This window comes from Haladaptatus sp. HS23 (genome assembly GCF_056892285.1).
On the sequence record NZ_JBXGLH010000002.1, the window covers coordinates 426,804 to 439,455 of the forward strand.

The following is a 12,652-nucleotide window of genomic DNA, read 5'->3' on the forward strand; positions in this document are numbered from 1 at the left end:
GTCGACTACGTCACGAAAAGCAGTCCGCTCCCCGATTTGAACGTTGTGAGACGTTCCGAGCATACGGCCTTCGGCCGTTCCGGGTCTGCGACTCACAGGCTCAACTCGGTTCGATTGGATTTGCAAAACAAATCCGCCCTCCCCGATTTGAACGGGGGACAAGTCGATCTACAGTCGACTGCTCTACCAATCTGAGCTAAGGGCGGGCACGCACTTTCACCTATCCCGGTCACGGACTTAAGAATTATTATTCTCCCTGACGTGCCCTCCACACGGAAAGGTTCAAGTATGTTAGAACCGGTGTATCGGGAAACGGACGGATTCGGACGACAAACATGAGTAAAATAACATTTCGGGCGGACGACGACCTCGTGGACGGAATCGAATCGCTCGACGCCTCCAAGAGCGAGGTGATGCGCAAAGCGCTTCGCGCCTATCTGGACGCGCCCGAAGAATCTCCCCAGCAATCGGAGGACGAGCGGAGCCTCGATGCCGTCGTGGCCGACCGCGTCGACGAACTCGTCGAGCAGCGACTCTCCACGGAGGAGACACGAATGCGCGATACCGGACGAGACATCAACGTAAACGTGACCCTCGACGGGTCGGGAACGACGCGTACGCGGGAAGAATCGTCAGTCCGAACCGAAGATGCGGTTCAGCCCGAAGAGCGGACGCGTCGGACGGCCGCCGACACGGAGGAGACGAAAAACACCTGCCATCAGTGCGGCGAGCACGTCGACTCGGGACACGTTTACTGTCCCAACTGCGGCGAGAAAGCGACCCACCGGGTGTTCTGTGACTGCGGCGACGAACTTCGGTCAGACTGGGCGTTCTGCCCCGGCTGTGGCCGACGAACGCCATCGGCAGACGTTTTAGACTCGTCGTAAAACGATTGTTTTACGCCCGCCGTTAATTATATATGCTGTGACTATGTGGATACTTCTACGTAAGACGATTGTCTTACGCCATCAGTAAACGGCCGAAGCCGGGTGTCTTGGCCGCCATATCGGCGTAAGACGGACGAAACAACAACTGCGTGTCGTCTTACCAAATAAGGGGAACCTACTATGGAGCGCGTGACACTACGAATCCCAAAGCAACAAATCGAAGAAGTCGAACAGATGGTCGAAACCGGCGAATTCCCGAACCGGAGCGAAGCGATTCGGGCCGCGGTGCGAGACATGCTCAACGAGCATGACGAAACCGGTACCGAAACCACGAACAAACGCACGTGGGCGAAGGTATAACCGATGCAGGATATCGTTCAAGAAGCGTTGGAGAACGCGGAAAGCGAACAGCGCGAAATGGAAGCGGCGACCGCGGACGACGAGTTCGGCGACCCGCGGATCGTCATCGTCGGTTGTGGTGGTGCCGGGAACAACACCATCAATCGACTGTACAACATCGGCGTCGATGGTGCCGACACCGTCGCCATCAACACCGACAAACAGCACTTGAAGATGATCGAAGCCGACACGAAAATCCTCGTCGGCAAATCCCTCACGTCCGGTCTGGGTGCGGGCGGCGACCCCTCGATGGGCGAGCGCGCCACCGAGATGGCACAGGGAACGATCAAAGAGGTACTCGGCGACGCTGACCTCGTGTTCGTGACGGCTGGCATGGGTGGCGGAACCGGTACCGGTGCGGCACCGGTCGTCGCCAAAATCGCCAAAGATCAGGGTGCAATCGTCGTCGGGATGGTCTCCACGCCGTTCAACGTCGAACGTGCCCGCACGGTGAAGGCCGAGGAAGGTCTCGAAAATCTTCGCAACGAGGCCGACTCCATCATCGTCCTCGACAACAACCGCCTGCTCGATTACGTCCCGAACCTGCCCATCGGCAAGGCGTTCTCGGTCATGGACCAGATCATCGCCGAGACGGTCAAGGGAATCTCGGAGACGATCACTCAGCCGTCGCTCATCAACCTCGACTACGCCGACATGTCCACCATCATGAATCAGGGTGGCGTCGCGGTGATGCTCGTCGGCGAGACACAGGACAAGAACAAGAGCGACGAAGTGGTTCGCGACGCGATGAACCACCCGCTCCTCGACGTGGACTATCGCGGCGCGTCGGGCGGTCTCGTCCACATCACGGGCGGTCCCGACCTGACGCTCAAAGAGGCGGAAGGAATCGCGGCTAACATCACCGAGCGTCTCGAAGCGAACGCCAACGTCATCTGGGGCGCACGGATTCAGGAGAACTACAAGAACAAAGTGCGCGTCATGGCCATCATGACCGGCGTGAAGAGCGCACAGGTGCTCGGCCCGACGACGCAGAAACAGGCCGACCGCTCCCGCGAGAAGATGCGCGACGTGGACGCACAGTCCTACGACGCGAGCGACAGGGTCGAACAGAGCAACGGAACGTTCGGTGCTCAGAGCGATGGCGGCCGGAACGAACTGGAAAAGAACAACGGCCTCGACGTCATCCGGTAATCTACCGTTTTCGTCTTTCGTTCTTTTCGTCTCACTATCCTCGTTTTCATTCGAGCGCGACCAACTGGTACGTCGGCTTGCCGGTCTGTGCGACGGCGTTCTCTACGCCGTCGTCCAAGACGGGACCGACTCGACCGTGGAAGGACTCCTCGAACCCGAGTGCGGGACCGTCTCCCGAGAACGGATTCGACGCCGGCGTCGGGTCGAACGCGAACAGTTTGTTACCGCCGACGAAGAGCGTGTCCCGACCGAGTACGGGAGCGGTGTACCGCCGATCGCCGGTGTCCTTCGTCCACAGTTGCTCGCCACTTTTCGGGTCGATGTAAATCGAGGTAACACCGCGCCGTGAACCGAATATCACATCGCGTGAATCGCGTCCACGAGCGAGCATTTCCGGCACACGTCCCGCGTCGTGGCCGCGCCGCAGCGTTCACACTCGTTGAGTTCGCGTTTGCCCTCGCCCGCTCCGAACTCTCCCGCCGCGAGCTTGGCGAGTTCCTCGTACCCGGCCATGATGGAGTGGCGCGTTCCGGGGTGGTTTTCCTCCAACGACAGCATCAACTGCTGAATCTCGCCCCGGTAGGCCTCGCTGGAGTGGGGACACTCCGTGATGTGTGCGGGAAGGTCTTCGAGGTGGGCGTACAGCGCGACCTCCTTTTCGGGTACGTCGCGGAGAGGTTTCGCTCTGGGGACGAACGCCTCTTGCTCGCTTCGCTCGTCGAAGCCGGCTAAGCTCGCGTCGAAGTGTTTCGCCACTTGGGCGACGTCGCCTTCGAGGAAGTTCATCAGCGCCGTTTCGGCCTCGTCGTCCAGATTGTGTCCGGTGAGGAGTTTGTCCGCGCCGTACTCCTCGGCGTACTTCGAGAGCAGGTCTCGTCGGAAGACGCCGCAGTACGCACACGCAGCCATGTTCTCGGGGTCCTTCTCCACCACGTCGTCCATTCGCAGGTCGAACTCCTCCTCGTAGCTGACGACCTCGTGTCGGATGTCGAGGTCGTCGGTGAGTTCGAGACAGGCGTCCAGACTCTTGTCGCGATAGCCCTCGATACCCTCGTGAATCGTCAGCGCGACGAGTTCGATTCGCGGATCCTCGTCGAACGTGTCGTGGAGGATCTTCGTGAGGACGACGCTGTCCTTGCCGCCCGACAGGCCGATAAGCCAGACCTGTGGGTCGTCCGGCGTCGCCGACGCGGGCAACAGGTCGTCGTCACGGATTCGGCGTCGAAGTCGTTTCTCGACCGACCGACAGAAGTGGTCGTCACAGAGATGCAGGCCCGAATAGGCCGCGTGCATCACGGCTTCCCGGCCGCACTTATCGCAGTCCATTACGTGTCGGTTGCGTCGCAGGCCGTTTCACGGTTTCGCTCCGGTATAAATCGGATGATGCGATAGCAAATCGAGGAATCGGAGTCCGAGGGCAAAACAGGCAAGTGAGTTCGAATGGAAACGGCTAGCCAACGCCACGGAGACGGACAGTGACTACCGACACGGGTCATGTGGGGGGGATGTCGGATACATAGCCGTCTCCTGACGGGGGTACCATGAGATTCGAACGAGAAACCATCGTCATCCTGCTCCTGATAGCCGTCGCACTGTTTCCGATGTGGTTTTTCGCCCTCACCTCCGGTGGGTCGGAAGCCGCGGTCGTACTGAGCAACAGCAAAGGCGTCATCGCGCCGAACGAAACCTTCCTCCCGACGCCAGTGGAGGTAAACGAGTTCGTCGCGGGGGTCATCACGTGGGTCGCGCTGTTCGTTCTCGTCGGGATGATCTTCTACACCCACCAGTTCGTTCGCACCATCGGCCGGTCGAGCGAGTCGGCCGTCGCCACTGATGGCGGGATAACTGCTCGACTCCCGGCCTACCTCACGGCCGAGGACCGCTGGGTCGCCGACTACTGGCCCGCCCAGTACAGCAATCCGGGGATGATAGGAATGGCGCTGATGTCGTGGTCCGTCGTCGTCTTCGCCCTGCTGTTCGGCATGGAGGCGCTCGGCTACGCACGGACACAGTATCTCGGCATCTACGGCGGCATGTTGTTCCTCTCGCTCGGCGTGCTGGTCGCCATCTACGCGACGTGGTTCATGCCGAACGTGTTAGTGGTAGAGGAGCGGGGACACCACGGAAAGATTTCCGAGGAGGAGACCGAACGATGACCGGAGACGATTCGCACCGACAGGACGAAGGACAGAGCGACGAATCGAACGGAAACGAGCGGCCGGACGAACGACAGGGCCGACTCGTCGAGCGCGCCGACGGCGAGGGGTACGACTACGAACCCCCCGAGTTGTCGCGGCGGGCCGTGGCGAAGTGGCTCGCCGGAATCAGCGGTACCGCGGCGGTTGGAAGCATCGCGGTGAGCGCGATTTCGGCCCTCTCCGACGCCGGAATCGGGTCGGGCCGCGGAACCTCGTACAAGACGGTGTACGTGAAGGGGACTCACCTCGTAAACGAGGCCGGAAATAGGCTCAGCGTGGACGATGCACTGCCTTCCGGAAAGGGGAAAGAACGAGTCGTACTTCCGGAGAAGAAAAAGGGGACGCCACTCGAAACGTCGGACGCGCCGACCCTGCTCCTTCGGTTCTCCGAGGGACAGTATCAGAAGCCGACCGACCTCGACTGGACGGTGAACGGCTATGCAGCCTACTCCATGGTCTGTACGCACGAGGGTTGTCTCGTCTCGCAGCGCGAGGGCGACGACCTTCACTGCCCGTGTCACAACAGCCTATACGACCCGCTCAAGGGTGCAGAGGTTATCGGCGGCCCCGCACCGCGGCCGCTGCCACAGCTACCCATCGGCGTGAGCACGAAAGGGGACCTGCTAGTCGCCACCGGACCGTTCGAAGCACCCATCGGACCACAGTGACCATGTCGGACGAAACGAAGCCACAGGAGACGACGGAATCGCCGCGGGACGGATACTCGAACAGCCGGGTGTTCGCGTGGCTGGACGAACGACTCGACCTGCAGGGTGGCATCCTCGGCAAGGCGTTCCCCGAGGACCGATACGGGTCGTTCCTCCTCGGCGAAGTCGCGCTGTTCTCGTTCGTCATCCTCGCGATGACGGGCACGTATCTCGGTCTGCTGTACGCGCCGGTGGCGACGAGTAACTGGAAGTACACCGGACAGGTGTCCCAGTACGCGGGCCAGAACCTCCCCGGTGCGTTCGCGAGCGTCCTGCGCATCAGCTACGACATCCGTCTCGGGATGTATTTCAGGATGATGCACCACTGGGCCGCCTACTTCTTCATCGCGGCCATCGCGCTGCACATGTTCCGCATCTTCTTCAGCGGCGTCTACCGAAACCCACGGGAACCCAACTGGCTCATCGGCAGTACCCTGCTCCTGTTAGCGCTCGTCGAGGGCTTTTTAGGCTACGCGCTCCCGCTCGACAACTTCAGCAAGACGGCGACCGAAATCGGCTTCGAGATAACCGCCACCATCCCGTACTTCGGCGAGCGCCTGACCAACCTCATCTTCGGCGGGAACTTCCCGACGAACGCACCCTACGTCCTGCCGCGAATGTTCTTCTATCACGTCTTTCTGCTTCCCGCGCTCATCGCCACGCTCATCGGGCTTCACCTCGCGATTCTCCTCCGTCAGAAGCACACCGAACAGGAGGGGGCACGGGATTCCGAGCAGGTCGCTCCGGACGACGACAGCGTCATCGTCGGTGTCCCGATGGTCCCGAATCAGGCCGCCATGTCGTTAGTCGTCTTCCTGTTCACTGCAGCGATTATCTCGTTCATGGCGGCGCTGTTCCCGGTCCAAGTCATCGCGACTATCGGCCCGCAGGACCCGTTCTCGACCCCGCCGAACGTCAGCCCCGACTGGTTTTTCATGTGGGTGTACGGCGCGTTGAAGCTCGTTCCGAGCAGTCTCGGGTCGCTCGGACGGTTCGCGGGCGGCGTCGTCGGCCCGTCGCTGCTCATCGCGGCGATGTACCTGTGGGTGTTCTTCGACAGGAGCGAGGAACCGATAAACTTCGCCGAAAACCCGCTCGACAGGCCGCTCCCGACGGCGGTCGGCGTCGCGACCATCGTCCTCATCATCATGCTCTCGCTGGTCGGGATGAACACGTACGTCGCCCAGGCGTTCAACACGTCCACCGGCGCGATTGCGACGCCGCTCCTGATTCTCACCGTCGGCGTTCCGCTCGCGGATGCAGTTATCGTCTACGTCATGCTCCGACGGCGGTTGGAACGGAAGGGGTCGAGCGGGCAACCGCAACCGGGTGACTGAGAATGGCCGTCACCCTCCCGCCACGGACCTACTTTCTGGTCGATTGGGGGTCGAAACTGCTGGGCATCCTCGCCGTCGCCGCCGCGTTACAGCACCCCTTCGGGTCGTTTTCCGTCCCGGTCGGCGTGGTGGGACTCCTCGTCGGCATCATGACCGTCTTCGTCGAAGTCGAGAACGTCGAAACGTAGGTTTCTACACGGGCGTCGACACTCACCCATCAGCCGAAAACACGACCTGTCGAATTCGAACACTGACTAACCACAGCGCACAGCACCCGAGGACGAGAATCCCGACGACGCCGAGGAGACTCGACAGGAAAAACAGCTGTGCGCCGAGTACGAACTTCCCGCTCGATTGCAGTGCAACACCCGTCCCCGCGACGAGAAACGACACGCCCCAGACTCCCGCGCCGACGATGGCGACTGCCGCCAGTCGGGGGTGGACGAACCGGTCGAGAAACGAAGCCTCGCTCGCCTCCGTTTGGTCCTCACGGCGTTGCATTCGGACGAACGGACGGTCGGAACCGACAACACGGTTGCGGTCGGACGGGGCACAACGGGTAAACCCCTACGGGTCGACTTTTCAAGGAATTCGATGGACAGCAACCTCACGGACGACGACCACACTGTCACCGTCTACACACGCGAAGGATGTCACCTCTGCGAGGAAGCCATCGATACCATCCGCCGCGTCGCGGATTCGAGTCGGAAGGCGATTTCCCTCGACGTCGTCGACGTGGACGCAAACACGGAACTGCGGGAGGAGTACGGCGAGCGAGTCCCCTACGTCCTCGTCGATGGTCGTCCGCGGTTCAAATATCGCGTGGACGAAGTCGAACTCGAAACGCTCCTCGACGGGAGGTGACGAACGAACTGATGCCGGAAGGCACACAATCCCGGGCGTCGAACGGCAACGTATCCAGCGAGACTGGGGGAACTTCGATGCATAGGAGAGCGTTCTTGACGGGGGTAGCGGCGACTGCAACCGCGACGGGAAGCGGTGCAATCGTCCGCGGTCAGAACGGGGGCGGTTCGACGCACGTCGTGGGGATGTATCAGGACAGCGAGGGCTACTACTTCGACCCGATAGGGCTGCACGTGAATCCCGGAGATACGGTGAAGTGGGTGAGCAAATCGGGCGCACACTCGGCGACGTCGTACAGCAAGGGGAACCCGCAAGCCAACAACACCCTGATTCCGAAGGGAGCGAAGGGATGGAACAGCGACGTGTTGCAACCCGGCCAGTCGTACACGCACACGTTCACGACGAAGGGGACATACGACTACTACTGTATCCCACACAAGTCGCTCGGGATGGTCGCCCGAATCGTCTGCGGTAAACCGGGCGGCCCCGCCGAAATCGGGTCGATTCCGAGTTCCGACGAACCGGAGAGCGGAATAGTCCCGCCGTCGAGCGCCATCATGAAGAAGAACTCCGTCTCGTTTCCGTACGTTCCGAACACGGGCCACGGCGGGCCACCCGCCCTGTTTTGGGGTGGCGTCGGGATTTTCTCGCTGACGAGCGTCTACCTGTTTTCCGTCTACGACCGGAAGTCGGGACGCTACGACGACTCGTCGGAAGCCGACTTCGACGTGGGGGTGGACAGCGAGGCGGGCGACTCCGAGGACGAGTGAACCGACACTACTTGTCGGTCTAAGGAACACGTGAGGAGAGAAAGCGAGCGACCGCGTGTACGCGACGGGCGACGGAACCTACGCGTTCAAGCTGTGAGACACGCGATTAGGGTGCAGAACAGCGGTTCGGACCGAGTTCGAGTTCGGTCGCCTCCTCCTCGTCGTCGGGTTCGTCCATACCGCGGTTGATTGCGATGACCGTCTCGTAGTTCGGCGGTTTCTCGGGAACGTTGTCCGTAAGACGGGAAACGAACTCCGCTTCGGACAACTGGAGTACGTCGAGTCCGCATCGCACGTCCCCAATCGTCGACCGAATCGGCTGGCCGGGGTGACCGTGCGCGAACTGCCCGTCCTCGGTGACGGTGACGTGACCGGGCAAGACGACGATGCTATCCGGATCGCTCATCAGCACCTTGTGCAGCGAATCGTACTGCATCTCCGCACCTTTCCCGGCCCCTTCGTCGCCGAACTCCAGTTCGGTGCGTCCGATGGAGTCCACGAACAGAGTGTCACCCGTGAGGACGGCTTCATCGTCCACGAGATAGCTCGTGATTTCGGAGGTGTGGCCCGGCGTGTAAACGGCCTTGATGTCCACCTCTCCGACTCGAACCACCTCGTTTCGAGCGAGTGCGTCGTATTCGTATTCGACACCCCGGTTCCGGGCACGCTCACCGAGGTGATACGGAACGCCGAGTTCGTCGGCAAGCCGTCGGCCACCGGAGATGTGGTCGGCGTGGATATGCGTATCGAACACGTGCGTGATTTCGTAGCCGCGTGCAGCGGCTACGTCACGGAATTCATCGATGTGGCGGCTCACGTCGATAGCCGCCGCTTCGCCGTCACTTCCGACGAGATAGCCGAGACACCCCTTCGCACGCCGCTGTATTTGCACGATTTCCACATCGCCGCTCGTCTCGATGGGGACGTGTTCGTACACTTGGCTCCACGCTTCCATCCCGCCTTCGACGACCTTCACGTTCTGGAATCCGTGTGCTTCGAGTTCGTCCACGAAGTGCGCGGAGGAGATTCCTTTCGCGCAAATAGTGAAAACCTCGTCCGCTCCGTCGAGCATCGATTCGACGGTCTCCGCGTCGTCCTCCGAAAGCGATTCGTCCGGGCCGAACGGGACGTTCGTCGCGCCGTGGATGTGCCACGATTCGAAGCTCGATTCCGGTCGCGTGTCGAACAGGGCGTACTCCTCGTCGGCGTCCTGTTTGTCCGCCAATTCCTCCGGAGTGATGGCTTCGACCATACACGGCGGTTGGGCATCGACGGTGAAAATATTGTTGGATGTTGGGGTAACAATACAAGACAGTGGTGCGCTAGAATGGTGAACGGAACACCGAACGATTCTCGCTTGCCCCGTTCCATCGCACTTATCCACGTCACCCCCGAACCGAACACCGATGGAGCGAAGCGCGGCAATCGAGCGTGTCGAGGAAATCGTCGAAACGGTCGAAAACGATACCATGCCGGTCCCCGTCCGGGAGATATGGGTGTACGGGGATGTCGCTCTCGGACTCGACCCCATCGACCGACTCGACGTGTACGTGACGAAGGACATCCTCCTCCGCGGTGACGACGCGGACCGCGAGGCGGAGTTCGTCGATTCCCACGGCGTGAAGGGTATCGGGAAGACGGTTCGTGCGGAGTGGGCCGACGAACACCCCGACCTGATTCGAGCGAGCGAGAACGGCTACACCGCACCAGAGAAGTGTCTCGCGGCCCATTTGCTTCCGGACGACGAACCCGTTCACCTCGAAGTCTGTAATTCGAGTTTCGAGGACAACGTCACCCAACGCTTGCGCGGGGCGATGGCACGCGAGGCTTACGAGCAAATCCTCGACCCGCGAGGAGTGTGCCTGTGGGTCGACGGCCAGCGAAGCGAGGAAGCGTTCCGCAAACTACGCGAAGGGGAGTTCGCCTTCCCGACGCTCCCGGCCGCGCTGGAGATGCTCGGAATGGACGAAGAGGAGACTGAAGAAGCAGCACAAGCCGTCGAATCGTACCGACGACGACAAGAGGGAACGACGGTTCGCGGCGACGTCGTGTAGCGACTGGGTAGTGGCGAACAGTGGCACGGTTTGGCTCGCGCGAGGGTGCGCCACACACCCGCCTCGACCGCTCGCGCGAGGGTTTTAGGTCACGCCGGGCTTGGTCTCGGCTTTGTATTTAAACGTTCGCAGAACCCCTCCGAAAAGCTCCCCCCGCTTTTCGAAACTACTCTTCAAACCCGTCTTCGAACCGGAAGGTCCACGTTGCACTTTTTTACGTCGTCGGGTCAGCGTCGTTGACCACTCCTCGTAAAAACCTGCACTAAAAACTTCCCGCTCGGTCACGGTGCTCCCTCGCGGAATTATCCCTCGAACCCATCTTCGAATCGGAAAGTTCCATTTCGCTGGACGACTTCCCCGTCGACTTCGATGAACGAGTCCTCGCTCATGTCCACGATCATATCGACGTGGGTGGCGCTCTCGTTGAGGGGTTGTCCGTCAGGGACCGTCTCGCCGATGGCCTGCCCGACAGCGAGGTGGACGGTGTCGCCCATCTTCTCGTCGAAGAGCATGTTGTAGGTGAACCGATCGATGTCGCGGTTCATGCCGATACCGAGTTCGCCGAGTCGTCGTGCGCCATCGTCGGTATCGAGCACGCCGGCGAGGACCTCCTCGTTCTTCTCGGCGCTGAAATCGACGACCTCGCCGTTCTCGAATTTCAGCCAGACGTTCTCGACGATGCTCCCCTGTCGAACGAGCGGTTTGTCGAACAGCACCTCTCCCTCGACGGAATCGGGGACCGGCGCGGTGAACACTTCCCCGCCGGGGAGGTTCTTCTCGCCGTAATCGTTGACAGTCTTCATGCCTTCGACGGACATCGTGAGGTCCGTCGTGTCGCCCGAGACGATACGGACTTCGTCGGCGGGGTCGAGGAGTTCGACCATCCGTTGCTGGTGTTCCCGTTGCTCGTCCCAGTCCTTGTTCACCGCGTGATAGACGAACGCCTCGTAGGCCTCCGTACTCATCTCCGCCAGTTGGGCATCGCCCGGCGCGGGGAACTGCGTCCCGACCCAGCGCTTGCCCATCCGTTCTCGCTGGATGGGGGCGTTGGCGCGCGCTCGTGCGGCGGTCTTCTCGCCCGGAACGTCGCTCGTCTCCGCCGTGTTCTCGGAGCCTTTGATGATGATCACCGCGTCCGTCTCCTCCAAGGCCGCCATCGTGTGGTCGAGGAGGTCGATGTCGTCCACGTCACAGTTTCGCAAGAACGCCCGATTCGCCCGCGGGCTTCGCATCGAAAGGGATGGTTTCGCGCCCCGTTCTCCGAGTTTCTCGTACAGCGCGACGGCGAGGTCCTCGGCGACGACAGGCGCCTGAATCTCGACGGTGTCGCCCGTCTCGATGCTCACAGAGTGGTCGACGATGACTTGGGCGTGTTCCCTGATTCGTGGGTCCATGGCGGTTACGAGACGCGTTACCCTGAAAACGATTGCAGTTTAGATTCGACCGACGGTGACGTAGAACGGAACCACTTCGGCACGCCGATAGTCGTTTTCCTGCATCTGATTGACGACGGCGTGGCCCATCTCGCGCCACTCGGTGCGCAGGTCTTCGTACTCATCGGGCGATAACGGTCCGACGAGCGTGTCCCGTTTGTCGGCCAACGCACCTGCTGTCGCCTTCCGTTTCGCGGCCTCGACGTCGGGTGCCTCGTACGGGGGTTCGACCGTCTTCGCGTGGTGGTGGGGTTGGGTGGAGATTTCGTCGAGTCCGGCGGTACGGAAAACCTCGCGCGTTCCCTCCCCGCCGAGCGTGATGTCCGTATTCGTCCCCGCGACGTACGCCTCGCGTGCCCGTCGGGAGAGGGTTCGCTCCGCCGGAACCGTCGATTCGACCGACACCGAGGCGTTGTCGGGTTCGATTGCGGCCACGAGGTCCGAGGAAACGCGGGCGAACTCCCGAACCGCCCGAATCGGGTCAGGGAGGTTGATGAGCAGTGCCTGACAGACCACGAGGTCGAAACTATCGTCCGGAAACGGTAGGCGATGGGCGTCACCGGCGACGCAGGGGACGAACTCTTCCGCCACGGAGAGGAGGCGCGGGTCGGCGTCCGTCCCGACGACGTCGCCCGGCGTCTCCTCCGCGAGGACGCGAGCGAGTTCGCCAGTGCCACACCCGACGTCCAGCACTCGCTGCCGGGAATCGAGTTCGAGGTCCGAGAGGGATTCGCGTGAGTCCCACATCCCGTCCCGCGTTCGTCGGAGGTAATCGGCGGAGAACTCGCGCATCGTGGGTCGAATTTTCGCGGGCGGCGTGAAAAGCGAGGTGGTTCGTCGGGAAACTGGTC

General features: G+C 61.5%; 17 protein-coding genes and 1 tRNA gene. 10 read left to right on the forward strand and 8 right to left on the reverse strand.

The window, feature by feature from the left end; translation table 11 throughout:
• Positions 1 to 132: 132 nt before the first annotated feature.
• Positions 133 to 206: transfer RNA gene (locus AC1XDK_RS08370), tRNA-Tyr, on the reverse strand.
• A 129-nt stretch (positions 207 to 335) separates the two neighbouring features.
• On the opposite strand from AC1XDK_RS08370, the gene AC1XDK_RS08375 reads away from it, so the two are divergent.
• The 3 genes from AC1XDK_RS08375 (at position 336) to ftsZ (ending at position 2,438) form a co-directional block, all read left to right on the forward strand.
• Complete coding sequence (locus AC1XDK_RS08375; RefSeq protein ID WP_483349375.1) at positions 336 to 887, forward strand: double zinc ribbon domain-containing protein; 552 nt, start codon at positions 336 to 338, stop codon at positions 885 to 887.
• A 180-nt stretch (positions 888 to 1,067) separates the two neighbouring features.
• Entirely contained in the window at positions 1,068 to 1,247 is a 180-nt protein-coding gene (locus AC1XDK_RS08380; RefSeq protein WP_483349376.1) for a ribbon-helix-helix domain-containing protein, read from the forward strand.
• A 3-nt stretch (positions 1,248 to 1,250) separates the two neighbouring features.
• The gene (ftsZ, locus tag AC1XDK_RS08385) at positions 1,251 to 2,438 is read left to right on the forward strand and encodes a cell division protein FtsZ (protein WP_483349377.1); all 1,188 of its coding nucleotides are present in this window, start codon (positions 1,251 to 1,253) and stop codon (positions 2,436 to 2,438) included.
• A 46-nt stretch (positions 2,439 to 2,484) separates the two neighbouring features.
• Here ftsZ and AC1XDK_RS08390 read toward each other — a convergent pair whose 3' ends face one another.
• Positions 2,485 to 2,799, reverse strand: a complete 315-nt coding sequence (locus AC1XDK_RS08390; RefSeq protein ID WP_483349378.1) for a hypothetical protein — start codon at positions 2,797 to 2,799, stop codon at positions 2,485 to 2,487.
• Entirely contained in the window at positions 2,796 to 3,764 is a 969-nt protein-coding gene (ncsA, locus tag AC1XDK_RS08395) for a tRNA 2-thiolation protein NcsA (RefSeq protein ID WP_483349379.1), read from the reverse strand. The genes AC1XDK_RS08390 and ncsA overlap by 4 nt, the downstream gene beginning before the upstream one ends.
• Before the next feature lie 215 nt (positions 3,765 to 3,979).
• On the opposite strand from ncsA, the gene AC1XDK_RS08400 reads away from it, so the two are divergent.
• From AC1XDK_RS08400 to AC1XDK_RS08415, 4 genes are read left to right on the forward strand one after another with little or no spacing between them, the layout of a single operon-like run.
• Complete coding sequence (locus tag AC1XDK_RS08400; RefSeq protein WP_483349380.1) at positions 3,980 to 4,594, forward strand: hypothetical protein; 615 nt, start codon at positions 3,980 to 3,982, stop codon at positions 4,592 to 4,594.
• Positions 4,591 to 5,304, forward strand: coding sequence for a QcrA and Rieske domain-containing protein (locus AC1XDK_RS08405; protein WP_483349381.1), 714 nt, complete (start codon positions 4,591 to 4,593; stop codon positions 5,302 to 5,304). Before AC1XDK_RS08400 ends, AC1XDK_RS08405 begins: the two co-directional genes overlap by 4 nt.
• A 2-nt stretch (positions 5,305 to 5,306) precedes the next feature.
• A complete protein-coding gene (locus AC1XDK_RS08410) occupies positions 5,307 to 6,680 on the forward strand; it encodes a cytochrome b (protein WP_483349382.1) in 1,374 nt (457 codons plus the stop codon).
• A gap of 2 nt (positions 6,681 to 6,682) precedes the next feature.
• A complete protein-coding gene (locus tag AC1XDK_RS08415; RefSeq protein WP_483349383.1) occupies positions 6,683 to 6,868 on the forward strand; it encodes a DUF8120 family protein in 186 nt (61 codons plus the stop codon).
• Between the two features lie 22 nt (positions 6,869 to 6,890).
• Here AC1XDK_RS08415 and AC1XDK_RS08420 read toward each other — a convergent pair whose 3' ends face one another.
• Entirely contained in the window at positions 6,891 to 7,181 is a 291-nt protein-coding gene (locus tag AC1XDK_RS08420; protein WP_483349384.1) for a hypothetical protein, read from the reverse strand.
• A 93-nt stretch (positions 7,182 to 7,274) separates the two neighbouring features.
• Here AC1XDK_RS08420 and AC1XDK_RS08425 point away from each other — a divergent pair, with 93 nt between their 5' ends.
• Positions 7,275 to 7,544 (forward strand): glutaredoxin family protein, encoded by a 270-nt coding sequence (locus AC1XDK_RS08425; RefSeq protein ID WP_483349385.1) that lies wholly within the window; start codon positions 7,275 to 7,277, stop codon positions 7,542 to 7,544.
• Between the two features lie 95 nt (positions 7,545 to 7,639).
• The gene (locus tag AC1XDK_RS08430) at positions 7,640 to 8,314 is read left to right on the forward strand and encodes a plastocyanin/azurin family copper-binding protein (RefSeq protein WP_483349386.1); all 675 of its coding nucleotides are present in this window, start codon (positions 7,640 to 7,642) and stop codon (positions 8,312 to 8,314) included.
• Between the two features lie 106 nt (positions 8,315 to 8,420).
• Here AC1XDK_RS08430 and AC1XDK_RS08435 read toward each other — a convergent pair whose 3' ends face one another.
• Positions 8,421 to 9,566 (reverse strand): MBL fold metallo-hydrolase, encoded by a 1,146-nt coding sequence (locus AC1XDK_RS08435; protein ID WP_483349387.1) that lies wholly within the window; start codon positions 9,564 to 9,566, stop codon positions 8,421 to 8,423.
• Between the two features lie 154 nt (positions 9,567 to 9,720).
• On the opposite strand from AC1XDK_RS08435, the gene AC1XDK_RS08440 reads away from it, so the two are divergent.
• Complete coding sequence (locus tag AC1XDK_RS08440) at positions 9,721 to 10,368, forward strand: DUF7095 family protein (RefSeq protein WP_483349388.1); 648 nt, start codon at positions 9,721 to 9,723, stop codon at positions 10,366 to 10,368.
• 84 nt (positions 10,369 to 10,452) lie between these two features.
• Here the strand turns inward: AC1XDK_RS08440 and AC1XDK_RS08445 are convergent, their stop codons facing one another.
• From AC1XDK_RS08445 to AC1XDK_RS08455, 3 genes are read right to left on the reverse strand one after another with little or no spacing between them, the layout of a single operon-like run.
• Positions 10,453 to 10,653: a hypothetical protein gene (locus AC1XDK_RS08445; protein ID WP_483349389.1), complete on the reverse strand. Its 201-nt coding sequence runs from the start codon at positions 10,651 to 10,653 to the stop codon at positions 10,453 to 10,455.
• A 17-nt stretch (positions 10,654 to 10,670) separates the two neighbouring features.
• Positions 10,671 to 11,762 (reverse strand): aminopeptidase, encoded by a 1,092-nt coding sequence (locus AC1XDK_RS08450; protein WP_483349390.1) that lies wholly within the window; start codon positions 11,760 to 11,762, stop codon positions 10,671 to 10,673.
• 39 nt (positions 11,763 to 11,801) lie between these two features.
• Positions 11,802 to 12,593, reverse strand: coding sequence for a class I SAM-dependent methyltransferase (locus AC1XDK_RS08455; RefSeq protein ID WP_483349391.1), 792 nt, complete (start codon positions 12,591 to 12,593; stop codon positions 11,802 to 11,804).
• Positions 12,594 to 12,652 lie beyond the last annotated feature (59 nt).

What these genes read in the sequence shown, in the direction of transcription:
- AC1XDK_RS08375 (WP_483349375.1), top strand. Translation starts at nt 336, where the DNA reads ATGAGTAAAATAACATTTCGGGCGGACGACGACCTCGTGGACGGAATC.
- AC1XDK_RS08380 (WP_483349376.1), top strand. Translation starts at nt 1,068, where the DNA reads ATGGAGCGCGTGACACTACGAATCCCAAAGCAACAAATCGAAGAAGTC.
- ftsZ (WP_483349377.1), top strand. Translation starts at nt 1,251, where the DNA reads ATGCAGGATATCGTTCAAGAAGCGTTGGAGAACGCGGAAAGCGAACAG.
- ncsA (WP_483349379.1), bottom strand. Translation starts at nt 3,764, where the DNA reads ATGGACTGCGATAAGTGCGGCCGGGAAGCCGTGATGCACGCGGCCTAT.
- AC1XDK_RS08400 (WP_483349380.1), top strand. Translation starts at nt 3,980, where the DNA reads ATGAGATTCGAACGAGAAACCATCGTCATCCTGCTCCTGATAGCCGTC.
- AC1XDK_RS08405 (WP_483349381.1), top strand. Translation starts at nt 4,591, where the DNA reads ATGACCGGAGACGATTCGCACCGACAGGACGAAGGACAGAGCGACGAA.
- AC1XDK_RS08410 (WP_483349382.1), top strand. Translation starts at nt 5,307, where the DNA reads ATGTCGGACGAAACGAAGCCACAGGAGACGACGGAATCGCCGCGGGAC.
- AC1XDK_RS08415 (WP_483349383.1), top strand. Translation starts at nt 6,683, where the DNA reads ATGGCCGTCACCCTCCCGCCACGGACCTACTTTCTGGTCGATTGGGGG.
- AC1XDK_RS08420 (WP_483349384.1), bottom strand. Translation starts at nt 7,181, where the DNA reads ATGCAACGCCGTGAGGACCAAACGGAGGCGAGCGAGGCTTCGTTTCTC.
- AC1XDK_RS08425 (WP_483349385.1), top strand. Translation starts at nt 7,275, where the DNA reads ATGGACAGCAACCTCACGGACGACGACCACACTGTCACCGTCTACACA.
- AC1XDK_RS08435 (WP_483349387.1), bottom strand. Translation starts at nt 9,566, where the DNA reads ATGGTCGAAGCCATCACTCCGGAGGAATTGGCGGACAAACAGGACGCC.
- AC1XDK_RS08440 (WP_483349388.1), top strand. Translation starts at nt 9,721, where the DNA reads ATGGAGCGAAGCGCGGCAATCGAGCGTGTCGAGGAAATCGTCGAAACG.
- AC1XDK_RS08450 (WP_483349390.1), bottom strand. Translation starts at nt 11,762, where the DNA reads ATGGACCCACGAATCAGGGAACACGCCCAAGTCATCGTCGACCACTCT.
- AC1XDK_RS08455 (WP_483349391.1), bottom strand. Translation starts at nt 12,593, where the DNA reads ATGCGCGAGTTCTCCGCCGATTACCTCCGACGAACGCGGGACGGGATG.